The organism is Sphingopyxis sp. EU05-FHT14B03, assembly GCF_058790875.1.
Genome location: NZ_JBYTDC010000005.1, coordinates 20,822 through 44,582, shown reverse-complemented (window position 1 = coordinate 44,582; position 23,761 = coordinate 20,822). Strand labels below are relative to the sequence as shown.

Annotated in this window: 23 protein-coding genes; 13 read left to right on the top strand and 10 right to left on the bottom strand. The window is 63.3% G+C overall.

All coding sequences use genetic code 11. The annotated features are described in order from the left end of the window. The first annotated feature begins 2 nt into the window (after positions 1-2). Together groL and AC3WS4_RS23090 are read left to right on the top strand one after the other, a co-directional pair. The gene (gene groL / locus AC3WS4_RS23095) at positions 3-1,622 is read left to right on the top strand and encodes a chaperonin GroEL (protein ID WP_492740748.1); all 1,620 of its coding nucleotides are present in this window, start codon (positions 3-5) and stop codon (positions 1,620-1,622) included. Between the two features lie 72 nt (positions 1,623-1,694). After that, complete coding sequence (locus AC3WS4_RS23090; RefSeq protein WP_137892609.1) at positions 1,695-1,877, top strand: hypothetical protein; 183 nt, start codon at positions 1,695-1,697, stop codon at positions 1,875-1,877. 65 nt (positions 1,878-1,942) lie between these two features. Here the strand turns inward: AC3WS4_RS23090 and AC3WS4_RS23085 are convergent, their stop codons facing one another. The 3 genes from AC3WS4_RS23085 to AC3WS4_RS23075 all read right to left on the bottom strand — a co-directional run bounded on the left by AC3WS4_RS23085 (position 1,943) and on the right by AC3WS4_RS23075 (position 3,202). After that, complete coding sequence (locus tag AC3WS4_RS23085) at positions 1,943-2,146, bottom strand: hypothetical protein (protein WP_054727962.1); 204 nt, start codon at positions 2,144-2,146, stop codon at positions 1,943-1,945. 168 nt (positions 2,147-2,314) lie between these two features. Beyond that, the gene (locus AC3WS4_RS23080) at positions 2,315-2,479 is read right to left on the bottom strand and encodes a hypothetical protein (protein WP_193749127.1); all 165 of its coding nucleotides are present in this window, start codon (positions 2,477-2,479) and stop codon (positions 2,315-2,317) included. Positions 2,480-2,641: 162 nt separating this feature from the next. After that, positions 2,642-3,202, bottom strand: a complete 561-nt coding sequence (locus AC3WS4_RS23075; protein ID WP_062179457.1) for a type 1 glutamine amidotransferase domain-containing protein — start codon at positions 3,200-3,202, stop codon at positions 2,642-2,644. Between the two features lie 847 nt (positions 3,203-4,049). On the opposite strand from AC3WS4_RS23075, the gene AC3WS4_RS23070 reads away from it, so the two are divergent. From AC3WS4_RS23070 to AC3WS4_RS23050, 5 genes are all read left to right on the top strand, one after another. Then, on the top strand, positions 4,050-4,973 hold the full coding sequence (locus tag AC3WS4_RS23070; RefSeq protein ID WP_492740749.1) for an ATP-grasp fold amidoligase family protein: 924 nt from the start codon (positions 4,050-4,052) through the stop codon (positions 4,971-4,973). A gap of 206 nt (positions 4,974-5,179) precedes the next feature. Continuing rightward, positions 5,180-5,971: a BON domain-containing protein gene (locus AC3WS4_RS23065; protein WP_492740750.1), complete on the top strand. Its 792-nt coding sequence runs from the start codon at positions 5,180-5,182 to the stop codon at positions 5,969-5,971. 42 nt (positions 5,972-6,013) lie between these two features. Beyond that, a complete protein-coding gene (locus tag AC3WS4_RS23060; protein ID WP_492740751.1) occupies positions 6,014-6,175 on the top strand; it encodes a hypothetical protein in 162 nt (53 codons plus the stop codon). Between the two features lie 10 nt (positions 6,176-6,185). After that, entirely contained in the window at positions 6,186-6,794 is a 609-nt protein-coding gene (locus tag AC3WS4_RS23055; RefSeq protein WP_492740752.1) for a flavodoxin family protein, read from the top strand. Between the two features lie 244 nt (positions 6,795-7,038). After that, on the top strand, positions 7,039-7,506 hold the full coding sequence (locus AC3WS4_RS23050) for a hypothetical protein (RefSeq protein WP_492740753.1): 468 nt from the start codon (positions 7,039-7,041) through the stop codon (positions 7,504-7,506). Between the two features lie 186 nt (positions 7,507-7,692). Here AC3WS4_RS23050 and AC3WS4_RS23045 read toward each other — a convergent pair whose 3' ends face one another. Continuing rightward, on the bottom strand, positions 7,693-10,125 hold the full coding sequence (locus AC3WS4_RS23045; RefSeq protein WP_492743014.1) for a CHAT domain-containing protein: 2,433 nt from the start codon (positions 10,123-10,125) through the stop codon (positions 7,693-7,695). Positions 10,126-10,194: 69 nt separating this feature from the next. Here AC3WS4_RS23045 and AC3WS4_RS23040 point away from each other — a divergent pair, with 69 nt between their 5' ends. Further along, complete coding sequence (locus tag AC3WS4_RS23040) at positions 10,195-10,497, top strand: hypothetical protein (RefSeq protein ID WP_492743012.1); 303 nt, start codon at positions 10,195-10,197, stop codon at positions 10,495-10,497. A gap of 182 nt (positions 10,498-10,679) precedes the next feature. Here the strand turns inward: AC3WS4_RS23040 and AC3WS4_RS23035 are convergent, their stop codons facing one another. Together AC3WS4_RS23035 and AC3WS4_RS23030 are read right to left on the bottom strand one after the other, a co-directional pair. Then, positions 10,680-11,798, bottom strand: coding sequence for a hypothetical protein (locus AC3WS4_RS23035; protein ID WP_492740755.1), 1,119 nt, complete (start codon positions 11,796-11,798; stop codon positions 10,680-10,682). Positions 11,799-12,019: 221 nt separating this feature from the next. Further along, complete coding sequence (locus tag AC3WS4_RS23030; protein WP_152682326.1) at positions 12,020-12,541, bottom strand: hypothetical protein; 522 nt, start codon at positions 12,539-12,541, stop codon at positions 12,020-12,022. Positions 12,542-12,713: 172 nt separating this feature from the next. On the opposite strand from AC3WS4_RS23030, the gene AC3WS4_RS23025 reads away from it, so the two are divergent. Further along, positions 12,714-12,995, top strand: a complete 282-nt coding sequence (locus AC3WS4_RS23025; RefSeq protein WP_062179441.1) for a DUF1153 domain-containing protein — start codon at positions 12,714-12,716, stop codon at positions 12,993-12,995. 89 nt (positions 12,996-13,084) lie between these two features. On the opposite strand, the gene AC3WS4_RS23020 is transcribed toward AC3WS4_RS23025, so the two are convergent. Then, entirely contained in the window at positions 13,085-13,459 is a 375-nt protein-coding gene (locus tag AC3WS4_RS23020; protein WP_058538768.1) for a glycine zipper 2TM domain-containing protein, read from the bottom strand. Between the two features lie 566 nt (positions 13,460-14,025). Between AC3WS4_RS23020 and AC3WS4_RS23015 the strand changes: the two genes are divergently transcribed. Next, positions 14,026-14,472 (top strand): carboxymuconolactone decarboxylase family protein, encoded by a 447-nt coding sequence (locus tag AC3WS4_RS23015; protein ID WP_062179438.1) that lies wholly within the window; start codon positions 14,026-14,028, stop codon positions 14,470-14,472. 429 nt (positions 14,473-14,901) lie between these two features. Here the strand turns inward: AC3WS4_RS23015 and AC3WS4_RS23010 are convergent, their stop codons facing one another. After that, entirely contained in the window at positions 14,902-16,599 is a 1,698-nt protein-coding gene (locus AC3WS4_RS23010) for a histidine kinase famiy protein (RefSeq protein WP_062179435.1), read from the bottom strand. A gap of 173 nt (positions 16,600-16,772) precedes the next feature. On the opposite strand from AC3WS4_RS23010, the gene AC3WS4_RS23005 reads away from it, so the two are divergent. Further along, positions 16,773-19,280, top strand: a complete 2,508-nt coding sequence (locus AC3WS4_RS23005) for a hybrid sensor histidine kinase/response regulator (RefSeq protein WP_492740775.1) — start codon at positions 16,773-16,775, stop codon at positions 19,278-19,280. A gap of 251 nt (positions 19,281-19,531) precedes the next feature. Here the strand turns inward: AC3WS4_RS23005 and AC3WS4_RS23000 are convergent, their stop codons facing one another. Beyond that, positions 19,532-20,257 (bottom strand): SDR family NAD(P)-dependent oxidoreductase, encoded by a 726-nt coding sequence (locus tag AC3WS4_RS23000; RefSeq protein ID WP_062179430.1) that lies wholly within the window; start codon positions 20,255-20,257, stop codon positions 19,532-19,534. Positions 20,258-20,357: 100 nt separating this feature from the next. Beyond that, on the bottom strand, positions 20,358-20,945 hold the full coding sequence (locus AC3WS4_RS22995; protein WP_062179426.1) for a PAS domain-containing protein: 588 nt from the start codon (positions 20,943-20,945) through the stop codon (positions 20,358-20,360). A 201-nt stretch (positions 20,946-21,146) separates the two neighbouring features. On the opposite strand from AC3WS4_RS22995, the gene AC3WS4_RS22990 reads away from it, so the two are divergent. Together AC3WS4_RS22990 and AC3WS4_RS22985 are read left to right on the top strand one after the other, a co-directional pair. Then, a complete protein-coding gene (locus tag AC3WS4_RS22990; RefSeq protein WP_056350182.1) occupies positions 21,147-22,091 on the top strand; it encodes an NAD(P)/FAD-dependent oxidoreductase in 945 nt (314 codons plus the stop codon). After that, positions 22,088-23,650: a phytoene desaturase gene (locus AC3WS4_RS22985; protein WP_082545158.1), complete on the top strand. Its 1,563-nt coding sequence runs from the start codon at positions 22,088-22,090 to the stop codon at positions 23,648-23,650. Before AC3WS4_RS22990 ends, AC3WS4_RS22985 begins: the two co-directional genes overlap by 4 nt. Positions 23,651-23,761 lie beyond the last annotated feature (111 nt).

The following is a 23,761-nucleotide window of genomic DNA, read 5'->3' as shown; positions in this document are numbered from 1 at the left end:
AAATGGCTGCCAAGGAAGTGAAATTTGCGTCGGACGCGCGTGATCGCATGCTGCGCGGCGTGGATACGCTTGCGAATGCAGTGAAGGTCACGCTGGGCCCCAAGGGCCGCAACGTCGTGATAGACAAAAGCTTCGGCGCACCGCGCATCACCAAGGACGGCGTCACCGTCGCCAAGGAAATCGAGCTTGCCGACAAGTTCGAGAATATGGGCGCGCAGATGCTGCGCGAGGTCGCAAGCAAGCAGAACGACAAGGCCGGCGACGGCACCACCACCGCGACCGTGCTCGCGCAGGCAATCGTCCGCGAAGGCTCGAAGGCGGTCGCCGCGGGGATGAACCCGATGGACGTCAAGCGCGGCATCGATCTCGCCGTGACCAGGGTCGTCGAGGATCTCAAGGCTCACGCCAAGTCGGTCGAGGCGAATAGCGAGATCGCGCAGGTCGCGACGATCTCGGCGAATGGCGACGAAGAGGTCGGCCGGATCCTCGCCGAGGCGATGGAGAAGGTGGGCAATGAGGGTGTGATCACCGTCGAGGAGGCCAAAAGCCTTGCGACCGAACTGGAGACGGTCGAGGGCATGCAGTTCGATCGCGGCTACCTCAGCCCCTATTTCATCACCAATGCCGAGAAGCTGAAGGTCGAACTCGACGACCCCTATATCCTCATCCACGAGAAGAAGCTCTCGAACCTGCAGGCGATGCTGCCGCTCCTCGAGAGCGTCGTCCAGTCGGGTCGGCCGCTGCTCATCATCGCCGAGGATGTCGAGGGCGACGCGCTTGCGACGCTCGTCGTCAATCGCCTGCGCGGCGGGCTCAAGGTCGCCGCCGTCAAGGCGCCGGGCTTTGGTGATCGCCGCAAGGCTATGCTCGAGGATATCGCGGTGCTCACCGGCGGCAATGTCGTCAGCGAGGAACTCGGCATCAAGCTCGAGAGCGTCACGATCAATATGCTCGGCCGCGCGAAGAAGGTCGTCATCGACAAGGATAATACGACGATCGTCGACGGCGTCGGCGCGAAGTCGGATATCGACGGCCGTATCGCGCAGATCCGCCAGCAGATCGAGACGACGACCAGCGACTATGACCGCGAGAAGCTTCAGGAGCGGCTTGCCAAGCTCGCGGGCGGTGTCGCGGTGATCCGTGTCGGCGGCGCGACCGAGGTCGAAGTGAAGGAGAAGAAGGACCGCGTCGACGACGCGCTCCATGCGACACGCGCGGCCGTGGAAGAAGGCATTCTTCCGGGCGGCGGCATCGCGCTGCTCCGCTCGCTAAAGGCGCTCGAGGGCCTCAAGGCCGCGAACGACGACCAGCAGTCGGGCATCGACATCGTTCGCCGCGCACTCCGCGCCCCGGCGCGCCAGATCGCCGACAATGCCGGCGAGGACGGCGCATGGATCGTCGGCAAGCTCCTCGAAAGCGAGGAGTATAGCTGGGGCTTCAACGCCGCCTCCGGCGAGTATCAGGACCTCGTCAAGGCAGGCGTGATCGACCCCGCCAAGGTCGTACGCACCGCGCTGCAGGATGCCGCGTCGGTCGCGTCGCTGCTGATCACCACCGAGGCGCTCGTCGCCGAGCTGCCGAAGGAGGAGAAGGCCGCGCCGATGCCGGCGATGGACTTCTGACATATCGAGGGCGGCGGGAAACCGCCGCCCTCACCTGCCCTGTTTCTGTGCGGAGCATCAAGGAGATCGGCAATGCCGTTCGGAGGTCATAATATTCGAAATTGTGTGTCGGAGATCAAGCTGCGGCATGGCAAACAGGCCGACTTCATCGTCTCCAGGCAGGTGCAATGGTCGCGCGACCGCGGCAATGACGAAGAGATCGCATTCTGGAACGCCGTGCTGACTGACTTGCATCGAACCACGTCTCCGCATTGAAAAGGTGGCCGCCAAGGGGCGCTCCGATCCGGGCGGGCGACCGCTTGCCAACCCATGCTTCCTATTCAGTTCGTTCGGCCGGTCATGCCGCGGCTTTGCGCCCAGCCGTAAAGATCGGCGATCATGCCTCGCTCGATCTCGGGTTGCAGATAGATCACGACGGCTGTTTCAGCTTCCCTGTCGATGAAGCGCATAGTCGCGTAGAAGACACCCTCTCGCTCGGTGTCGCCGCCCTCGATTTCGTCGGGCCATATCTCAATCGTTCGCACGGGCCTCTCCTTCCCATTCCGCTGTCCGCGATCGATGAAGGGAGAATGCCAAAGTGTTAGGAAGGTTGCACCTGGAATGGGCGCAACCGGGGAATAGAAAAGGCCGGGCCGCATCGAAGTGCGGCCCTGCCCCGAGAGGGTGCCTCGGCGTCACTCTTCTTTCCGACGTCAGCGGTTCTGACGATTCTCGTCGTCGCGGCCGGCCTGGTTGCCCTGGTCCTGGTCATTGTCCCGACCGGGCTGGCGACGCTGCTGATCCTGCTGTTCCTGCTGGCCGGGGTTCTCGTTCGGATTGCGATCGGGTTGGCCGCCCTGCTGGTTGTTCTGTCCCATGTGGGTCATCCTCTTTCCAAACTGCTTGGGCGGCAGGCTTGGAAACGACGCGCCATAAAGCAGCGAGTTCCCGCCGCTTTCAACAGCTTACCGCAAGAACCGCCGTGCCCGCACGCGATCGCCTTTCCACAACTCAACAGTCCCGTATTGAGCTCGGCACAGCTACGCCCGCGCCCTGCGGTCGGCCACCGCTGCGACGATCGCATCGCAAAAGTCGGGCAGGTCGTCGGGACAGCGACTGGTGATGATATTGCCGTCGACCACGACGCTCTCTTCGACCACCTGCGCGCCGGCATTGGCAACATCGGTGCGGATCGACTTGTAGCTCGTCATTCGCTTGCCCGATGCGAGCCCGGCTTCCACAAGAAGCCACGGCGCATGGCAAATCGCGGCAACCGGCTTGCCAGCACCTGCGAAGGCCCGAATGATCGAGATCGCCTTGTCCTCAACCCGCAGCAAGTCGGGATTGATCTGGCCGCCCGGCAGGACGAGCGCGTCATAACAGTCGGTGTCGACGTCGGCGATCTTGAGATCGACTTCGACCTCGTCGCCCCAATCGTCTTCGTCCCAGCCGGTGATATCGTCATCGTCGATCGATGCGATTTCGACCTCCGCGCCCGCGTCCTCCAGACGCTGAAGCGGCACTTCGAGTTCGGATTGTTCGAAGCCATCTGTCGCCATGATCAGTATTCTGCAGCCGGCGAGTATATTGTCCTTGGTCATCGGAAAGCTCCTTTGCTGTCCCATGACCAATGCGCCGCGGCTATCGTCGTTCCCGCCCTTGCCAGCGCGCGCTGCTCTTCGTCCTCCGCTATCGACAATGGCCGCACCGATGCCTGAGGCCGCGATCGCGTAGAGGGCAGCCTCGACAATTTTCCAGAATGGCGGCGACCGTGCGTCCCATCATTGCAACCTTTCTTCGCCAACTGCATTTGAACGGCGCACGGGCTTCGACGGTGATCGGTCGGTCTGCCGCCGCCATGTGCATCGCTTCGCGTATCGCCGCGGCTGTTCGATCCCACGTCTCAGTCGAATTGCCGTCGGCGTACGCATTCAATCGTCGTCCGCGCCGCTCCCCAACGTTGTCCGAATATCGGCGCGCATATCCGACTCAACGACATATCGCTCAGCTTGGCCGTCGGAGTGTGCTACGCGCCTAATGTTTGAGGCAAGCGGATGCTCCAATCAAATCATCGGATACACGGTCAGCATTTTTTCTGTTTGGGTATAGTCACGCCGGGGTCTTCCCCTCCCCACTTCCCCCACTTCGCTCGAATAGGCTGACCGGTAGCAATCTTCCTTTGCCCGTTCATGAAGATCCTAGGTTGAGACGTGCGATGCTGCACGCGATCCGCAGCGGCGCGCGCGATCACGCGTTCCTCACCGGTTGGTCGCACCCGAGCGCCTGAGCGCTGCCTAGGTGATCGGAGGTCGGTCGATGATATTGCCGGGAGCGTTTTCTGTGCCGGGTCGTTCGTATCCGCATGCAGCTTTGCCGCGATATAAACCTGGATCGGCCGAGCTTCCGCGATAGCGGCCACACGTCGCTCAGCCGTGAGACCGACATGGCATGAAACTCTCGCGCGCCTCGGAAGACCCGGCGAAAGTGGGCAATGTCGGCTCCTCGAGAGCCGCGCACCGGATTGCCCTTCTCTACGCCTTGCGTCATCGACGCCTGCCCGACTTGCTCAATCCGACGCGCTTCACCGAGCTCGTCCAGCTCCGCAAATTGAATGATCGGTCACCGTTGCAAACGACGCTGCTGGATAAACTTGAGGCAAAACGCTTGGCCTCGGAGCAACTCGGTGCAAACTGGATCGTACCAACGCTCTGGCAGGGCCAGATGCTGCCGCGCTTCATTCCGTTCGCCCTCCCATCAATCGTCAAGGCGCGTCATGGGTGTAACCAGTATCAAATCCTGGATACGTTTCCGGATTGCGAACGCTGGAAGCAGGTCCAGCGAGCCGCGCGCCGGTGGCAGCGCCGGGAGTACGGTCGCTGGCTCGACGAATGGGCTTATCGCAATGTGCCGCGTGGCGTTTTCGCCGAGCCGTTGCTCGGCGGCGCACGTCCTCTCCCCATCGACTACAAGATCTATGTCTTTGGCGGTGTCGCGACGCACGTCCAGGTACATTTGGGGCGCGGTGTCCGTCACCGCTGGATATTGCATGACCGCAATTGGCGGCAGCTCGTGCCTGCCGCCGATCGACCTTCCAGGCCCTCCTCCCTCGGGGCGATGCTGCAAGCTGCAGAGACGCTTGCCGGGAACCTTGCCTTCGTTCGGGTCGATTTTTACGAAATCGACTGCCAACCGCTTTTCGGCGAGTTTTGCCTTTATCCCGGCTCTGGCCTCGATCCTTTTGCAGCCGACTGGATCGACGTCGAGCTGGGAAGGCTTTGGAAAGATGCGTTGGAGAGATCCGGTTCCCCAGCGGCAAGTTCGACGGCCCCGGCGCGCGCGCGGCCCACTGGGTATGATCCTTTCCAGATTTGATTCTCCATGAGAATTCGGCAGCGCCGGCGACGCCTGCCGCCCATTGGAGAGATCGGGTCACATTCGTCGATGCGTTGACGTCGCAGCGCGACATATTGCGCCCAGTTCGGGAACTTGCCCCCACTCCATGCGTCGGTTCGGCGGGACGGGGGGTTGCCTCCCTTCCCGGCAACCTGCCCGCCACCCTCAACAAATGGAGATGGATCATGGACAGGTTCGACGACCGCACCCCGCTCTGGGATTATAGCGACAACAGCAGCCCCGACACCGGCGCATCGCCGGGTCGCTACAACCGCGGCCGCGCAGAGGATGCGTCGCGCGCTTATGTGGCGATCGAGGAAGACGAGCGCGAGCAGCGCCGCCCGCGCCGCGCCTATCGCGAGCAGGAATATCGCCGCGATAATTGGGAGGATGAGCGCGCGGGCGACTATCGCCGGCCGGTCCGCCGCGCTGAGCGCTCCGATTGGCCCCGTTACGACCGCACGCCCCGCCGCGACGCCTATTACGATGCTGCCGGCGAAGCCCGAGGCGAGGATCGTTCGCGCGGCGGTAACTACTGGCCGAGCGAGTTCGGCTATCTCCCGGTCGAGGGCTATTCGCCTTACGGCAAATATCCGCGGACGCGCAGCCCCGATTATGACCCGGACGAACGCGGCTTCCTCGACCGCGCCGGCGACGAAGTGCTTTCCTGGTTCGGCGATCGCGACGCGCGCCGTCGCCGGGAGCTCGATCATCGCGGCCGCGGTCCCAAAAGCTATATCCGCTCCGACGAACGCATCCGCGAGGACGTGAACGACCGTCTTACCGAGGATGTCTGGATCGACGCCTCCGAGATCGAGGTCAGCGTCGCAGATGGCGAAGTCACGCTCTCCGGCACGGTCGAGGATCGCCGGTCGAAGCGCCGCGCCGAAGATGTCGCCGACGACGTCACCGGCGTCAAACATGTGCAGAACAATCTGCGCTACAGCTCGGGCGTCGTCAGTCCCAAGCTCGACTGACCCGGCAAGCCGACAGGAAGGGGCCGCTTTGGCGGCCCCTTCTTGCTGCTCGCGCTCGGCGGCACCGATATTTTCAACATGAATTCCCTGTCGGAACTCGCCCAAGGCGCGTCGAGAGCGGACGCTCATCGTCATTTCGAGTACGCCGCCAGTATAACATCGCAACCGACCGCGACCGGCGCGCGCTTCACCCCGGCGGGGTAAAGGAGACGATATGGCCTCGATTACCGCTACCGCGATCAATTGCTCGCTGTCGGCGCGTGGCCGCAAGAGTTCGACCGATGCCATGCTTGCGGTGCTTACCGAATATTTCGAGGCGGAAGGCGTCCGTGTCGGCAAGCCCATCCGTATCGCCGCGCACAGCATCAAATGGGGTGTCACCTCGAACGAGGGTGCTGGCGACGAATGGCCGAAAATTCGCGAGGCGATCCTCGCCTCCGATATTCTCATCTTCGGCACACCGATCTGGATGGGTCAAGCATCAAGCGTCGCCAAGCTTGTGATGGAACGAATGGATGCCTTCCTGTCGGAGACCGACGACAAGGGGCGGATGCCAAGCTTTTCGAAAGTGGCTGTTGCCGCGATCGTCGGCAATGAAGACGGCGCGCATAATGCTTCGTCGCAAATCTTTCAGGCGCTGAACGATGTGGGATGGACGATTCCCGCCGTGGCCGCCTGCTACTGGGTCGGTGAGGCGATGGGTTCAGTCGATTTCAAGGATCTTCAGCATCGCCCCAGCAAAGTAACCGAGACCGCCAAAATGGTGGCCGCTAATGCCACGCATCTTGCCCGACTATTGAGGGAATCACCTTATCCTGGCTGAGCAGGTCGATCGCGCGAGCCGTCCGACCTCCTATCCTGCTGCCTTGGCCCGCACATGCTACGAGACAATCAGCAAGCGCTCTTTGGCGCGTTAACCGCTTGTAGCCATTTAAGAACGGTCCGGTTTTGGCGGGAGACCGAGAGAGGCGGACATCCGCGGCGCGCCGGATAGCCACGACCGGAAGCGACCGATTGCGGACACCGGCTTTGTATGTATCCTCCACTATATGTTTGGGGAGCGACCGATGATCGGCAGGCGGAAGGCAATCACAGCGGTGGCGTGCGCCACGTTTATGCCGGGAACGGCAATGTCTTGTGAGATATCATCGCCTCGCCCAGACCCTGTATTTGATAGGCAGGCGCAAGAAAAACGTTTGAGACTCGTCGAAAGGTTTTTTGAGAAGATCGGTCAAGCGGGGTCGTTCGAAGAAATCGAGCGCTCGACCGAGAGCATGCGACGGGCCAGTTTTCGGTGGCCCGCTCCGCAACCGTCCCAACTGCTGGAAGCCACGCCGGTGGGCGATCTGGTGATCGCGCGCGCACGAGGAATTGAAGCGACGCCCGAGAATGAGTGCAATCCGTTCGTCACGGTCCACGCTTATTACTCGTTCCATTTCGACCAAGACCAGATCGCTCTGATGAATATGATTAGTTATGGCGCTCTGTGGTCGGCCCCAGAGATACCGGAGGCTATTTTTCTGGAACGAGGCTAACTCGCTCTTGAGCGGCCGACTGTTGCATCCGCTTGCCATCCCATTCAGCCACCTGTTCGCTGCGAGCCAGCGCCGACGCTGGACCTGGCCGGTAGCAGACGGGCGGATTCAAGACCAAATTTGCTCTCAGCGGACGTTTGGAGGGCGACCTGAACTCATAACGCACTGCGAGCACCCGAACTCCCGCTACCGCACGCCCCGGTCGGTGGTCCCGACAAACACGAGCGGCGCCCAAACCGCCGGAGACGAGGTATCGTCTTTTGCACGAAGCGCCAGTATCGCCTGCCGGTACGCAGCCCCCGGAGCGCCGGGATGCTTTTCGATGCCTGCAAAGAGATGCGTGACGATCTCGGCCCCGGCCTCATCGTCGAGCGGCCAGTGCGACACCAGAAGCGAACCCGCGCCAGCATAGAAGAAAGACTGCGCCAAGCCCGACAGCCCGTCCGCTTCGGCGCTGCCGTTCGAACTTGCCGTGTTGCACGCCGACAGTACAACGATATCCGCTGCGAGCTTCAGTTGCGCAGCTTCCGAAGCGGTGAGAAGACCATCGTCCCTGTCGGACTGCGCCCCCGCTAATGGCGGCGTGAAGACGAGACCGGGCTCGCCGTCGAGCCCCGTCTCGCTCGCCAGCAGACCGTGCGTCGAAAAAAGGACATAGCGTGCATTGGCCAGCCCGGGATTCGACTTGACCGATCCCTCGGTCGCCGCGGAGCCCATAAGAGCAACAGTCTGTCCAAGATCGAACATCGATCGCACGCCCTCGATCTCGCGGCGCGTGCCTGGAAGCGAAGGCATCGCCATGATCCGGGCCGGGTCCGCTATGCCACGCTGGAACAGTTCCGAATATTCCACGATACCCCGGTCGTCGCCTGGATGACCCTTGAGCGCCGGATCGCCCGCAGCGAACAGGATCGTCTGCGATGACGGACGATTGCGTCCGGGTCCAGGGCCGCAACCGGCCGGGCGATCACCCGCAGGCCGAAGCAGGCAACGCAACGAGTAAAGGCTTGAAACCGACGGCAGCGTCGAAATCTCGTAACGATCAATCAGAAATTGCGGCTTCTGCGTGTCGGCGCCGGCTGTGACGAGCAAGGTCAACGGCAGGCTGCTCAGCGGACCTGGCGTCACGGTCATCAGACGTGTTGCGCCGCCGAGGGACGTTTCGATGGGCGCAATGAGCTCCTGATACAGATTGCGCGCAAGCTGCTCGTCGAAATTGTCGACGCTCCCGGCCCAGCGCTCGCGAAGGTCGCGCTTGATCTGACCGCGCAGCCGCTCAACGCTCTTCGCCAAGGCATCGCGGGTCAGGGTCGAACGATGCCATGTAAATCCCGAGAGCGTCAGAACAAAGACCGACGTGCCCCGCTCGTCAGAAAGGAAGAAGAGAACGGCCTCGTCCTTGTCGAGCAGCGCCTGCACCCGTTCGGCGGCGATCGGCCGAGGCTTGACGAGCTGATCATAGGCGGGGTCGATCGCGGCGATCTCCTCGGTCGACATCTCGTCCATCACGGCATCAACGTCGCGCAAATAGAATCTTCCGAGCAACTCGCGATCGGTATCGGGGCTGCCGGGAACCGATAGCCATTGCGCGATCTCGCGGTTGAGCGACGCAACGCTCGCGCGCACCTCCTCGCGGAACCGCTCCCTTTCCGCGACCGGGCCGTCGCTGCGCGATGTGCGTGCCGAAACCTTGGCGAGTGTCGCCGCGGTCTCGCCGATCGACGACCATTGGGCCGCCTCGAACGCTTCTCCGCGCGTGAGCGAGCTCGCCGCTTCGGGAAGAAGGGCGCCGAGCAGTCCCTCAAAGACGGGACGGTAGCGCCGGACGGCGCGCACAAGCCCCTCGGTTGTGTCGGCCGCCTCGACCCGCGCCACCGCGCCTGAGACGGCCTGCCGATATTCGGCCGCGGCATCGGCGCGCTGCGCCGGATCGAGTGCGAGGATGGCAGCGCCGCGCGCCGCATGCGCATCGATGCGCCGGTCGTCGCTCCTGTCCCAGGTCGTATCGACGACCGGCATTGCCTCGGCGAGAATCGGGGCGCCTTCGTTAGCGCGCCCCTCAGCGACGAGCGCAGCGCCGAGCCGGGTCAGAAATTCGAGACGCGACGCGCCCCGCCCGCCGCGGAGCAGGTCCGGCTCGGCATCGAAGCGCGCCACCGCCTTTGCCATGTTCCCGCTCCGCGCGAGAAAAGCGATCTCGTCGCGGGCGAGGCGACCCCGGACTGCCGCCCAGTCATCGGGGTCCCATCCCTCGCCGTTATGCTCGCGTTCCCATTCATACCCGGCCGCCGCCTCGACATAATCCGCAGCGCCACCGGCCGCTTCGCCCGGCACCAACGCCGCAACCGCCAGAAAATCGGGGAGCGCGCGTTTAGCTTCGGGGGAGCCCATCATTGCCAACGTCGAGAGCAGGCTGTCGGCGGCGGCGAGATAACCGCGCGCCTCCTCATTGCGGCCCTGCAGCGCAAGGTTGCGGGTCAGCCGCAGGAGCGACATGCGGAGCGCCGCATCGGAGAGCCGCTCGGTTCCCTGGAACTCCATTGCCCGCACGATGTTGTATCGCAGCCCGTCCCGCAAAAACTGCTCGCCTTCCACCGGCCGGCCGTAGAGCGTCAGCATCTCGCCGAGGTTGCCGAACGCCGACGCGAAGATCGGCCCATCGAAGCCCTTTAGCCTGTTCACCTGGGCGTGAAGGAGGCGCGCGGTGCGAAGGGCCATACCTTCGCCCTTTTCGTCGCGATCGAAATCACCATGATCCACCGCCCAGGCGGTCAGCGCATCGCTTTGCAAGGCGAGCAGTCCGACGCAAGGATCGGACCCTTTGCCCGCGACGCAAGCTTCATGCTCGCGGCGTGCCAAAGTCATCGCCTCGTCATAGCGTTTGGCGGCGAGCGCATCGTTCAGCTCGGCACTCGCGGGAACGGGGTCGACGGACAGCTTGGCGGAAACCTCGGGCGCGGCCAAGGCAAGCGCCGCGAAGAGCAACCATGATTTGCACCGGATCAATTGCACGCCCCCTGCCCTAGCGCGACCCCTGACCGACCTACCGCGGCGCGCGGAGGACGCAAGCAAGATCGCTGCGCCTTACCGGCCTCGCGATCGCCGCCTCGGGCGCCAAAGCAGTTTTTCGAACACCCGCAACCGATATGTGCAAGCTAGGCAGCGGCAGACGGCTACATTCCGGGTACGGCTCCGCCCGTCAGCGCTTCTTGCACGCAGGCCTGCTGGAAAGCGCGTGCGGCGCCCGGATCGGCGCGAGCGAGCGCCGTGACCGCCGACGTGGCCGCGGCGCGGCGTTCCTCGGAGAAATCCTCCGTCCGGATGTTCCACCAGTCGCGCACCTGCCAGCTCGGCCCCGATACCTGTCCCTCGGCGGCGAGCTGGCCGACGAACATTTCCACATGCGCGCGGCAGACGGCCTCGTGGGCGCCGCTCTCGCTGCCGGATGGCGCCCAAGCGGTCCGCTGCGCGCGTTGCGCGCGGTAGCGCGCGAGCAGCGTGCGGCCGTCGATTGCGGCCACATGCTTCACCTGCCGGGCTGGATCGCGACGGCAGATCATTCTCAGACTATGGTCTGCAAGGTCGTTAGCCGGCTTCGCGGCCTCACCCTCGCCGAACGACCGCAGCTTCGCGCCTGAACTCGAGAAGGCGGCGCCCCCGAGCAGCTGCGACTTGAGCGTAAGGCAGTCGGCACGATAGGTCGCCGTCGTAAACGCCGCGCCGTCGGCATCATCCTGCGGCAGCGTGAAGGCGGCCGCGAAATCGAGCGTCGCGTTGCCGCGGTCGACCCAATGGAGATCGAAATATTTGGCGCCGTTCGGACCCAGTGTGTCCGGCACGGCAACGGCAACCCCAGCTTTCGCAAGAAGCGCTTCAAGCTCTTTGCCGAGCGCCCTGGCTTCGTCATCAGAAGCCCCTGCCAATGCTAGCCGATACTGCCCCTCGGCACCATCGGGCAAGCCGAGCGCGACGTAAGCGCGTGCCAGATCGCGATGCCACTCAGGCAGGATCGCGAGCATATGATGGCGCGGGGCCACCAGCGTTTCGAGGATGCCCGCCGCTTCGGCGGGGTGACCCGCGTCGATCGCTTGCGCTGCGATCCGAGCGGCGGCGGCATCCCTGTCGGCCTGGCTGCCGTCAACGGCTGGAGGCACGGAAGCACCGACTGCCACGGAAGGGCCGATGACCGCGAGGAGGAACCCGGCGATGACATGCCGGCAATGGGTCGCGCCTCGCTTCGCCTGATGCCTCACAAGGTGAGCCTTTTTCCCGCCCGGCTGCGGCGCATCCATTCTCATCACCGATCCCCCATGATCGTACTGCCCTGGTTCCCTCACCCGCGCCCGCTTCTCGCATCGCGGGCCGACAGAACAAAAAGATCGGAAACCTTTCATTGGAGCAAGCTGATTCGCCTGTTTTGCGGCGAGAACTCCCGTGCAAAAAAATCAGGCCGGATTTGACGTGAGCGCTATCGTTTTGCTGCGCAGCGACTAGCCTTCGCTTCCTTCATCGCTCACTTGCGATATTGCCATTGATACTCGGGAATATTGCCCTTGCGAAGGAAAGCGGCGGTCCAGAAATTGATCGTCAATCCCGGCTTGCCGCCGTAGGCTGCCGACTGCACGAAAGCGTGGCCAGGACAAGCTATGGTGTCCGACCGCGAGGTGTCGATCAATTCCAGGCATTGTCCGACGAACCGTGCCGACTTGGGTCCAGTCGATTCCACGCCCGTGATGCGAGCGATGACGGTTCCAGCAGGTGCCGCGATCTTCTTGAGGTAGGGATCAGCGGTGTCGTTCTCCACGATAGTCACAACGCCATTTGCCACTGACAGCTTGATCTTGTGGTCAACGCCGTACCATTCGCCATCGATCGCCTTGACCGGATTTGCCGGCAAGTCAGGCACCGTCTGAGCCTGCGCCGGTACTGCCATCAGCGCCAACGCCACCATCATATTCGCAGTTCGCATCTGTTTTCCCCCGTTACAGGATTGAGGCTGCAGCATTCCGCCCAGCCTGGCAATAGCGGCGATCATTGAAAGGGTCGCAGCGCTTCCTTCGACACACAATTTGGCCCGTCGCCTCCCATGAGCGGCGAACGGTTGGCCGCAGCCAATGCTCCTCCGCAACCTTTTGTTAACCTCGAAACCGCATTTTTGCCGCGGGGGGCACTCATACGGCAGCAGCCGAGCGAATGGAGAGTTCGCAGTGCTCGAATTTACGACGAGGCCGACATCGGTCGCCGGGCCGGTGGGGCCGCTGACAATCGACGATCTGCCTTCATCGACGGCAGGCTATTGGGTCGCGCGCCGCAAGGCGGAGTTGCTTGCCGCGATCGATGGCGGACTGATCGGGCTGGCCGACGCCTGCGCAAGATACCGCCTCAGCGGCGAAGAGCTGGAATCGTGGCGCCGCACTATCGACCGCGCGGGCATAGCCGGTCTGCGCGTGACGAAGGCACCTCGCCCGCGGCATCAGACTGTCGGATAGATTCTTCGCCACCGCCCGCACCCCCACTGCGTGCGGTGTCCAAGGGGACGGCGCGAGCAGACTGGTCCCTCTCGCGCCGTCCTTTCACATCAGCGGCATTTCAGTTCGCCGCGATCGATAGCCCGCCCGAGCAGCCCGCCGCCGGCCGCGCCGATGATCGTGCCGACCGTGCGATCACGCCCGCCATCGAGTTCGCGCCCGACGAGCGCACCGACGGCGGCGCCAATGATCAATCCGGTCGTGCCATTCTCGCGGCGGCAGTGGTAGCGGCCATCCTTGCTCCGCCAAATGCGATCATTGTGCGAAATGCGGCGAGGCTCGTAATAGCGCCCATATCCGTCATAGAGGCCACGATCCTTGGCGCGCTTGCCGTGCGCCGGCGCCCAGGGCGGCGGATCCGCCAGCGCCGGGCCGGCGGGAACGGCGAGCGCAGCGAGGACCGCAGCGGCGATATATTTTTTCATGACCCGTCTCCTTCAATCAGGCACCGGACGTAGCGGCGCGCAGCCGAACACCGGCTGAACAAACCGCATGAGCGGCCGATTGCCTACCGAACGATTCCTATCTGAAGCAACCGGTGGTCGACGTCCAATGCGCGCCAGGGCAGCTCTTTTGGCGCAGCGGTACAATAATTACCCGGCCCTCGACATTATCTGCGCCGTGCGACCCAGGAGACCTCGTCCTTTCAGGAAACCGAGATCTTCATCTGACGCCCGCACGGTTTCGGCCGCGCGGGCGTCTTTTTTGGCGCTTGCCGGTTGGCGATTGGAATGGCCGATTGGGTCGGGCGGCTTTCAACTCCAATTCCAGATATGCGGACATTCCGTCGCAGTACGACAATGCCGTGGCCCCTCGTTTCTTGGCGCGGCCTGATCGGTACACTGCGCTAGATCAATCTCGGACCTTTCTTCCGATCCCATTCGACAGCATTCGGTCCACCGGCATTTTTTGCGCGGGATGTCACAGCAGAAGAATCCCGCTCGTCAGGCATGGTGACGCCGATTTTGGCTCAGGAAGAAAGGAAGATCAGATGAACCGGTTGAATTGGTCCGAAGTGGCTCCCGCTGGAGCGAAGGCGCTCTACGGTGTGCACCATTATGTCACCACCAGCACGGGCCTGCCTGAAGAACTGATTCACCTCGTCTTCCTCCGCGTCTCGCAGATCAACGGATGCGCTCACTGCATCGATCTGCATACCCGGGACCTTCTCAAGACCATGCCGATCGACAAGATCGCGCTGCTTCCGGTGTGGCATGAAGTCCCGCATCTGTTCCCAGACCAATATCGCGCGGCTTTGGCCTGGGCGGAGGAAGTCACGCGTGTCAGCGAGACCCACGCTTCCGACGAGGCCTATTCAGCAGCAGCCGAGGCATTCGAGCCGAAAGACCTCGTGGACCTGACGATCGCGATCGCGGCGATGAACGCCTTCAACAGGCTTGGCGCACCATTCCGTCTTCCGGTTGCGGTCAAGCCCTGAGGCGCGAGAGCTGCTCCCTTTTTGGCGTCGCGGTACAATATCAGGTCTACCAGCGAAGCTAGGCGCGCCATGCGACCCAAGAGAGCTCTTCCTTTCAGGAAACTCAGCTCTTTATCTTACGCCCGTCCGATTTCGATCGGGCGGGTGTTCTTTTTCGGCAAATCGTTCGTTGTGGCCGACCGGAGACAGTCTGCTGATGGCATCAGAATGCAAGGAGCTGCCATTAGGTCCGTTGCGGCAGATTGCAGCTCCGGCTTCGTTGGCGAGAATGGTCAGCCACGGTCCCGCGGTCTGGACAATTTACAGGTGCGACACTGCAAGTGCGCTTGGGTGCGAGGTCGCAACGTCAGCCGTTGAGGCATTGACCGAGACCGGGGGCTTGGTTTCTGAAGTGCAACAGGCCGTTTTCCCACCGGGCGATTGAAACGATCATTCCTCGGCAGCACCGAAGTCAGACGGGCGTCGCCGAGCAGAATTTTCATCCCTGTGCGCCAGCGCCTGTGCGATGCGATCGAGCAGGTCGGCCCGGCGATAGGGTTTGCCAAGCACGTCACGCTCGCTGCGAAGTGGTCCTTCGACGACTAAGTCCTCGTTATAGCCCGTGGTCATCAACACGGGCACTTGAGGTGCGAGCCGCCGGACTGCTTCCGCGAGCGCAATGCCATCCAGGTTTCCGGGCATCACCAGGTCGGTGAAGACTAGATCCACCATGTCGGTGGCAAGCAGGTGCTCAAGCGCCACGAGACCCGCGTCACCATTCTCGGCGACCGTTACGCGATAACCAGCGTCCTCGAGATTTTCGCGCGCCAGCGCGCGGACTTCGGCATCGTCTTCGACCAGGAGAATATGGGCCTCGCCGCGTTCGACAGACTTTTTTGGACCCACAACCGGCACATCGGGTTCGTCAGATGTGGAGACTGGGAAAAGAATGCGTACGGTGGTGCCCTTGCCGACCTCGCTCTCGATTTCGAGCCGCCCCCGCGATTGCAGGACGAAGCCGCTCGCCATCGCGAGGCCCAGCCCTGTCCCCTTCCCGGTAGCCTTGGTCGTGAAAAACGGCTCCACCGCCCGCGCGATCACATGCTGCGCCATGCCTTCGCCCTCGTCGACTAGCTCGACCGAGATATAGTCACCCGGAGAAAGTCCCCGGGCCGGTGCATCGCCGTTCAGATGGACCTTCGCCGTTGCAATCGTCAGGACGCCACCTCCCGGCATCGCGTCGCGCGCGTTTAGCGCAATATTGAGGATCGCCATTTCGAGCTGCTCGGGATCGACGACCGCCTTTGGAAGGCCGCGCCGGAGCGACAGGTGCAGTTCGATGCGGCCGCCGAGCGAAGCCTCAAGCATGTCGGCGAAGCCATTGATGCAATCGTTCACATCGACAGCCCTGGGCGTCAGCCTCGTCTTGCGCGCAAACGCGAGGAGCTGGCCCGTGAGCTTGGCGCCACGCTCCGCTGCGCCCCGCGCGCGTGCCAGATAGCCTCGCTGCTTTGCATCCTCGATACGGCTCCCGAGCAATTCGAGGTTGCCGTTCACGACCTGAAGCAGATTGTTGAAATCATGCGCGAGCCCGGCGGTGAGCTGACCGATTGCCTCCATCTTTTGGGCCTGCTGCGACGCCTGTTCGCTCTCTCGCCGCCGCGTCACATCGAGCTGGCTTGCGAAGAAATGCAGAAGCTTGCCGCCAGTGTCATAAACCGGTCCGATAAAGACCGCATTCCAGAACGGCGTCCCATCGCGCTTGTAGTTCAATATCTCGAGGGCGATCGATTGGCGGTTCGCGACTGCAGACCGGAGGTCCGCGACAAGCTCGCGATCGGTTTGCGGCCCTTGCAGGAAACGGCAGTTCCGCCCGAGAACCTCGGTCTCTTCATAGCCGGTCAGATCGAGGAAGGCCTTGTTCGCGAAGACGATCGGATTATCGGCAATGTTCGGATCGGTCAGGATCATCGGCATCCTGGTCATCTCGATCGCGGCGAAGAAGATATTGCTTCGCTCGTCGAGGCCTGAATGGGTCAGCGTGGTTTCGCGTCGATGATCGCCAAGAGTGGCCCCAGCCGAAGGTTCGGTCCCGCTCGCTCCGGCGTCGAGCTCCTCATGATCTGTCACGCGGTCAACAGCCTCCATCTCGCCCGCTTACCGGGCGGCTAACATCGTGATACCCATACGCCCCCGTGCCGATTTTGTTGCACCGTAGCGTGGCTCTTGCCGGAACGAAATCGTCCCTATGACGTTCATCCGCGGGGAAATTGTCAAGGGTCGGCCAAGGTGGCGGATCGTCCCATGCGAACGGGAGACGCATGCCACGGTCCGATCAGCTAAGCCGCGAGGAATTGCTCGAGCGTCAGGCATTTCAACTCGCCCTGCTTACAGAGCTGCGCGATCTCGCGGACCCCGTGGCGATCCTCGCGGCAGCGGCCACGCGGCTCGGCACTCATCTCGGCGCGACACGGTGCGGATTCGCTTCGAACGCCGGCGAGGCCGGCATGAGAATCGCGTCTGAATGGACGAAAGACGGCGCGTCGCGCAGCGGCGAGGTTTCACGATTGCAGGGGGCGACGAACGGCGAGCTCGCCCAAGGTGACACCGTAGTCACGACAGGACACAAATCCGATGACCATTCGCGGCACGACATTGCGGCACAGATTCTCTGTCCCATGACACGCGAAGGCGTGCTGGAATCGGTGCTTTACGTCGAAAAGGACGCGCCGCACGCATGGACGACGGGCGAAATCGCGCTCGTCGAGGATGTCGCGCTTCGCATTCGCGAGGCGGTCGATCGTGCGCGCAGCGACGCGGCGCTCAAGGCCAGTCGCGAAGAACTCGAGCTCGCGACACGCGCCGCCGAGCTTGGTCGTTATGATTATCGCCCGCGCGAGATGAGTCTATCCTGGGATGACCGGTGCCGTGCACTCTTCGGGATGTCACCGGGAGTTCCGGTCAGCTACGAAAGCGCATTTCTCGCCGGCCTTCACCCCGATGATCGCGAGCGCGCAAACCGCGCCGTCGCTGCGGCTCTCGATCCCGATGGAAGTCACCGGTTCGATGTCGAGTATCGCACGGTCGGCATCGAAGACGGGGTTCTTCGTCACATTCGTGCGCAAGGCCTCGCATTTTTCGACGGCCGAGAGCCTGTTCGGCTCATCGGCACCGTGCAAGATGTTACGCGCGACCGCGAGGCCAGCGCCAAGCTGCGCGAGGTCGAGGAGCGCCTTCGTCTCGCGGGACGCGCCACGAACGATGCGATCTGGGACTGGGATTTTCGCACCAATCATGTGACGTGGAATGCCGCTCTCGAAAGCGCTTACGGTCACAGGCCCGACGACGTTGTGCCGACCGGCGAATGGTGGCTTGCGCAGATCCACGCTGAAGACCGCGCGCGGATCGATGCGAGTATCCATCATGTGATCGACGGAGGCGCGAGCGATTGGACTGACGAGTATCGCTTTCGCCGTGCGGACGGCAGCTACGCCGACATTCTCGACAGGGGCTATGTCATTCGCGGTGAGGATGGCGCGCCGATCCGGATGGTGGGCGCAATGCTTGATGTATCGGCTCGCAAATCGGTAGAGCGCCGGCTTCAGCAGGAGCGCATGCGGCTGGTTGAAGAGGTCAGAGAGACTGCCGCCGAGCGCGATCGTGCCGAAGAGGCGCTCAGGCAATCGCAGAAGATGGAAGCTGTCGGCCAACTCACAGGCGGCATCGCGCATGACTTCAATAATCTGCTGACCGGCATTTCGGGGTCGCTCGAAATGATGCAGATCCGCATCGCTCAGGGGCGCGTCGCCGAGATCGACAAATATTCGGTCGCCGCGCAGGGCGCGGTCCGGCGCGCCGCTGCGCTCACGCACCGCCTTCTCGCCTTCTCGCGCCGTCAGACGCTCGATCCCAAGCCGTGCGACGTGAACCGGTTGATCTTCGACATCGAGGAATTGGTGCGCCGAACGGTTGGCCCCTCGATCACGGTGGAGACGGTTGGCAAGGCGGGATTGTGGTCGACGCTGGTGGACACCAATCAGCTCGAGAACGCTATTCTCAACCTGTGCATCAACGCGCGCGACGCGATGCCCGAGGGCGGACGGATCACGATCGAGACAGCCAACAAATGGCTCGACGGACGCGGCGCAAGGGAGCGCGATCTCGAACCCGGCCAATATGTGTCCCTCTGCGTGACCGACACCGGGACGGGCATGACCGACGAGGTCGCCGCGCGCGCTTTCGATCCCTTCTTCACGACCAAGCCACTTGGCGAAGGAACAGGCCTCGGCCTGTCGATGATTTACGGGTTTGCTCGTCAATCGGGGGGACAGGTTCGTATCTACAGCGAGGTCGGGATGGGAACGACCATGTGCATCTATCTCCCGCGCTACCTGAGCGCTGAGGAGCCCGACACGGTCGATCCCGATCCGCCCGCGCCAACGTCGATCGATGGCCCCGGGCCGGCACGCGGCAATGTGCTGGTCGTCGACGACGAGCCGACGATCCGCATGCTCGTCGCCGAAGTGGCCGAGGAATTGGGCTATCAGGTTCTCGAGGCGTTCGACGGGCCGAGCGCGATGCGGGTCCTGCAGGCAAAGGAGGTCATCGATCTTCTGATCACCGACGTCGGTCTACCCGGCGGCATGAACGGACGGCAGATAGCCGATGCCGCTCTCAGCCTTTGCCCTAGCCTGAAAATTCTTTTCATCACGGGCTATGCGGAGAATGCTGTCATCGGAAGCGGGAGGCTCGCGCCTAACATGGCGCTCATTACCAAGCCTTTTGCGATGGACGCGCTCGCGCACCGGATACGCGAAATCATGGTTTGAATTGGCATGCACACGTGTTGCTCGCCCAGTCGCAACGCTGTTTTGATGCCGCTGTGTAACGGTGCGCTATAAGCTGCGCTGCTCGCCGCCTCCGATTTTCCAGATATAGCGCGACGGCATTTCGCTGTCATCGAACGAACTGCGTTTCTTGCGGCGCCGCTTGGCCGCTTGCCGTCGGTCTGCTTCTGGCACAATATTCGCTAAAGCGGACAGGCAAAGAGGCGGAGCCTCTTGAAGCGCCTGCTGGCTCGTCAATACGGGATAGGCCTTCTATCCCAGCCGTAGAACCCGCCGCTATCCGTTGACGATAGCTGATCGATGACGCCTAGAATGTGCATCGCGCTATTATTCGCACTAAAGAGCGATGATTCAGCTACTCGCGCCTGAAACGGCTCCGAGAGCGGCGTGTCGACTGTTCCGGGGTGCAGTGCCGCGACTATCGCTTCCGGATTGCTGCGGCCGAGCTCTATCGCGAAGCATCGCACCAGAGCATTGAGCGCCGCCTTGGAAGCGCGGTAGCTGTGCCATCCGCCAAGTCTGTTATCCGCAATCGAACCAACGCGAGCAGAAAGAAATATGGCGACGGCCCGGTGTCTTCGGCCGAGCAGTGGAAGAAAATGCTTTGCGGCGAGCGCGGGCCCGATGCTGTTGACCGCGAATACTTCGGCCATAACCGATGCATCGAGCTGCCGAAGGCTCTTTTCAGGACGGATCTCAGCCCCGCGATGCAGCAGCCCCGTCGCCACGATCAACAAGTCGAGCGCGCCATCCTGGGCAATTTGGCGACCTGCCTCGGCAAGCGTGCCGTCGTCCAATATGTCGATCGTCAGCGTTGTCACATCGGGATGACGCGAAGCATCGGGCCGCCTGGTCCCGGCATAGATGCGGTCAAATCGGCCCGATGCGACAAGTTGCTCGACAAGCGCGGCGCCGATACCGCCGCCACTTCCGATCACCAAGGCGCGCTTGCCGTTCAAATGCCTGCTCCTCACGGCCACAAAGCCGGTCCGGCTGCCTGAAGCTTAAACGGCGGCGGCGCGATATCCCATATGCCTCAAAGGGAAGCTGGAGCGGTGCCTAGAAGCCGGCCTCGACCGCGAGCCGGATCGCATCGGCCGTGGTCTCGACGCCGAGCGCGCGCAGCAGCGCAGCGCGGTGCATCTTGATCGTCCGCTCCGACAGCGACAGCGTGAAGGCAATCTGCTTGTTGAGCTGTCCGCTCGCCATCAGCTTCAACACCTCGCGCTGCCTCGGCGAGAGCGCCTCAATATGGGCGCGCGCTCGCGTGCTCCGTCCTCCAACCGCCTCGCCGGTCTCGTCGACCTCGATTTGCGAGCCGAGAAAATATTCGAGAGTGCCGCCGGGGCCAAAGATTGGCGCGACCAGCACGGCATTGCGGAAGGGCGTTCCGTCTTTCCGGTAGTTGAGGATCTCGACGAGCGCCGGCCTCTGCTCCCGGATGGCGGCGCGCAAGGTCTCGGTCAGTTCGGGCTCGGTGCCCTGCCCGGCGAGAAAGCGGCAATTGCGTCCAAGAATTTCGTCCGACCCATAGCCGGTGAGCGCCGAGAAGGCAGCGTTGCACTCGACGATCGGATTGTCAGGCAGACGCGGGTCGCTGATCACCGCGGCGATCGGGCTGGCCGCGATCATTGTCTTCAATGACATAGTATCTGCCTGCTCTCCCCTGGGTGCCCCAAGGGACATGTTGCGACACTTCCCCTCGCTCATGCAAGCCTGCGTCGATGACAATTGCGACGAACCGGAAAAATTACGTATGACGCCCAGCAGATTGACGGAACAGTCATGCCTACGGGCGGGCGTAGGACATTGTGCGAGCCCCCTTGGTGACCGCGAGGCCATGGTCTGATGCGGGTCGCGATCATCGGAGCCGGCATTGCGGGGCTCGCCTGTGCACGGCGGCTGCACGACGCCGGGATTGAGGCGACACTCTTTGACAAATCCCGCGGCCTCGGCGGCCGCCTCGCGACCCGCCGCGCGGATACGGGCACTCCGGGGGTCGCATTCGATCATGGCGCCACGCATTTCACGGCGCGCTCGGAAGGCTTTACCAGGCTGCTCGCTGCTTGGGAGAAGGCAGGTCTCGCGGCGCGTTGGCCGGCCGCGGGCGCGGACAGCTGGGTCGGCACGCCGACAATGACCGCGCCGCTGAAATCGCTCGCGAGCGATCTCGATGTCCGCCTGTCGCGACCGGTCACGGCCCTGACCAAATCGCGTGCCGGCTGGACGCTACACAGCGAGGCAAAACGGCTCGGCAAATATGATGCGGCAGTAATCGCCATTCCGGCCGAACAGGCGGCTCCGCTTCTGTCGCTGCATGATTTCGAGATGGCGCGCGCCGCAATGGCGGCGCGCTATAACCCATGCTGGACCGCGATGTTCGCCTTTGAGGAGCGGATCGAGGAGCTCCCCGATTTCCTCCGCGGCTCGGGTGCCATCGTGACCGCTGCGCGCGACAGCGCGAAGCCCGGCCGCGCGCCGGGCGAGCGGTGGGTCGTGCAAGCCGACTGGACCTGGTCGCAGACGCACCTCGCCTCCGACAGCGCGAGCGTGGCGCCAGCGCTTCTCGCCGAGCTGGGAAAGGTCGCGGGCCGCGACCTGCCCGCCCCGAGCCATATCGCCGCCCATCGCTGGCTATTCTCGCAGCCCTCGGGACAGGATCTGAAGCTGCTCTGGAACCCTGCCATAGGCCTCGGCGCTTGCGGAGACTGGCTCTATCACGGCTTTGCCGAATATGCGTGGCTGTCGGGCCATGTACTCGGCGCGGCGATTGCGGCAGAGGCGCCGCGATGACGCGCGCGATCGTGATCGGAGCCGGCATCGGCGGCCTTGCGCTGGCCATCCGTCTCCAGTCGGCGGGCCTCGATACGCTGCTCGTCGAAGCGCGCGACCGGCCGGGCGGCCGCGCCTATGTCTTTGAGAAGGATGGTTTCACCTTCGATGCCGGGCCGACGGTGATCACCGACCCGGCCTGCCTCGCCGAGCTCTGGGAGCTCAGCGGCCAGCGGCTCGAGCGCGATGTCGACCTCGTCCCGGTGTCGCCCTTTTACCGGCTGAGCTGGCCCGACGGATCGACCTTCGATTATGGCAATGACAAGGAGGCGCTCGCCCGTCAGATCGCCGCGCTCGATCCCGCCGACGTGGCGGGATATGAGCGCTTTCTCAGCTATTCCGCGTCGGTTTACGAGGAAGGCTATGTGAAGCTCGGCGCCGTGCCCTTCCTCGATTTCCGCTCGATGCTGAAGGCGGCGCCCGCTCTTTTGCGGCACCGTGCCTGGCGCTCGGTCTATAAAACCGTCGCGAGCTATGTTCGGAGCGAGAAGCTGCGCGAGGCGCTCTCCTTCCATACCCTGCTCGTCGGAGGCAACCCGATGGCGACGAGCAGCATCTATGCGCTCATCCACAAGCTCGAGCAGGATGGCGGCATCTGGTATGCGCGCGGCGGCACCAACCGGCTAGTCGCCGGCATGGCCGCGCTGTTCGCGCGTCTCGGCGGTACGCTGAGGCTCGGCGATCCGGTTGCCCGCATCGAAACCGAGGGCGACCGGGTGACGGGCATCGTAACGCGGAGCGGGTTTACCGCGCGCGCCGATCTTGTCGCCTCGAACGCCGATCTCATGCACAGCTACCGCGACCTGCTCGCGCATCCGCGCGGCAAGCGCGAGGCGAAGCGCCTTGCGCGCAAGAGCTGGTCGCCGAGCCTCTTCGTCCTCCATCTGGGGGTTCGCGGCGCCTTTCCCGAGATACCCCACCATATGATATTGTTCGGTCCACGCTACCGCGGGCTTCTCGACGACATCTACCGGAACGGGACGCTCGCCGAGGATTTCTCGCTTTACCTTCATCACCCGAGCGCAAGCGATCCGGGCGTGGCCCCCGCGGGTCACAGCAGCTTCTACGCGCTCGCTCCGGTTCCCCATCGCGGCCACGCCCCGCTCGACTGGGAGGTCGAAGGGCCGAAATTGGCGAAGCGCATCATCGCCGAGATCGAACGGCGCTTGATTCCTGACCTTGGCGAGCGGATCGTCACGCAAATCCAATATGCGCCGCCGAACTTCGAGCGGGATCTCGCCGCGCATCTCGGGAGCGCCTTCAGCCTGACGCCAACACTGCTGCAGAGCGCCTATTTTCGTGGGCACAACCGCGACGCGCGCATCGAGAACCTCTATTTTACCGGCGCGGGCACGCATCCCGGCGCTGGTATTCCGGGGGTCGTCGCAAGCGCGAAGGCGACGGCGAGCCTCATTCTCGGCGACTTCGGCATCAGAACTGCGGCAGCCCGCGATCCGTGCGCTCGCGACCGGATAGTCTCCGGGCCCAATGAAGCGGCAGGAGATGCCTCGTCCAGCTGATCGCACGGACGTTCCGATTCTGCCGGCGGCCAGCGCCTTGCGACCCACGCCTGGCCGCGGCGGGGGGCGGTGATTGCTCAACGCCGGGCGGTGCGACGCCACGTCGCACCG

Bases quoted from the DNA above. Each gene is read 5' to 3' on its own strand.
- groL (WP_492740748.1), top strand. From the start codon at position 3: ATGGCTGCCAAGGAAGTGAAATTTGCGTCGGACGCGCGTGATCGCATG.
- AC3WS4_RS23090 (WP_137892609.1), top strand. From the start codon at position 1,695: ATGCCGTTCGGAGGTCATAATATTCGAAATTGTGTGTCGGAGATCAAG.
- AC3WS4_RS23080 (WP_193749127.1), bottom strand. From the start codon at position 2,479: ATGGGACAGAACAACCAGCAGGGCGGCCAACCCGATCGCAATCCGAAC.
- AC3WS4_RS23075 (WP_062179457.1), bottom strand. From the start codon at position 3,202: ATGACCAAGGACAATATACTCGCCGGCTGCAGAATACTGATCATGGCG.
- AC3WS4_RS23070 (WP_492740749.1), top strand. From the start codon at position 4,050: ATGAAACTCTCGCGCGCCTCGGAAGACCCGGCGAAAGTGGGCAATGTC.
- AC3WS4_RS23065 (WP_492740750.1), top strand. From the start codon at position 5,180: ATGGACAGGTTCGACGACCGCACCCCGCTCTGGGATTATAGCGACAAC.
- AC3WS4_RS23055 (WP_492740752.1), top strand. From the start codon at position 6,186: ATGGCCTCGATTACCGCTACCGCGATCAATTGCTCGCTGTCGGCGCGT.
- AC3WS4_RS23050 (WP_492740753.1), top strand. From the start codon at position 7,039: ATGATCGGCAGGCGGAAGGCAATCACAGCGGTGGCGTGCGCCACGTTT.
- AC3WS4_RS23045 (WP_492743014.1), bottom strand. From the start codon at position 10,125: ATGCTGACGCTCTACGGCCGGCCGGTGGAAGGCGAGCAGTTTTTGCGG.
- AC3WS4_RS23035 (WP_492740755.1), bottom strand. From the start codon at position 11,798: ATGGATGCGCCGCAGCCGGGCGGGAAAAAGGCTCACCTTGTGAGGCAT.
- AC3WS4_RS23030 (WP_152682326.1), bottom strand. From the start codon at position 12,541: ATGATCGCCGCTATTGCCAGGCTGGGCGGAATGCTGCAGCCTCAATCC.
- AC3WS4_RS23020 (WP_058538768.1), bottom strand. From the start codon at position 13,459: ATGAAAAAATATATCGCCGCTGCGGTCCTCGCTGCGCTCGCCGTTCCC.
- AC3WS4_RS23015 (WP_062179438.1), top strand. From the start codon at position 14,026: ATGAACCGGTTGAATTGGTCCGAAGTGGCTCCCGCTGGAGCGAAGGCG.
- AC3WS4_RS23010 (WP_062179435.1), bottom strand. From the start codon at position 16,599: ATGGAGGCTGTTGACCGCGTGACAGATCATGAGGAGCTCGACGCCGGA.
- AC3WS4_RS23005 (WP_492740775.1), top strand. From the start codon at position 16,773: ATGCCACGGTCCGATCAGCTAAGCCGCGAGGAATTGCTCGAGCGTCAG.
- AC3WS4_RS22995 (WP_062179426.1), bottom strand. From the start codon at position 20,945: ATGTCATTGAAGACAATGATCGCGGCCAGCCCGATCGCCGCGGTGATC.
- AC3WS4_RS22990 (WP_056350182.1), top strand. From the start codon at position 21,147: ATGCGGGTCGCGATCATCGGAGCCGGCATTGCGGGGCTCGCCTGTGCA.
- AC3WS4_RS22985 (WP_082545158.1), top strand. From the start codon at position 22,088: ATGACGCGCGCGATCGTGATCGGAGCCGGCATCGGCGGCCTTGCGCTG.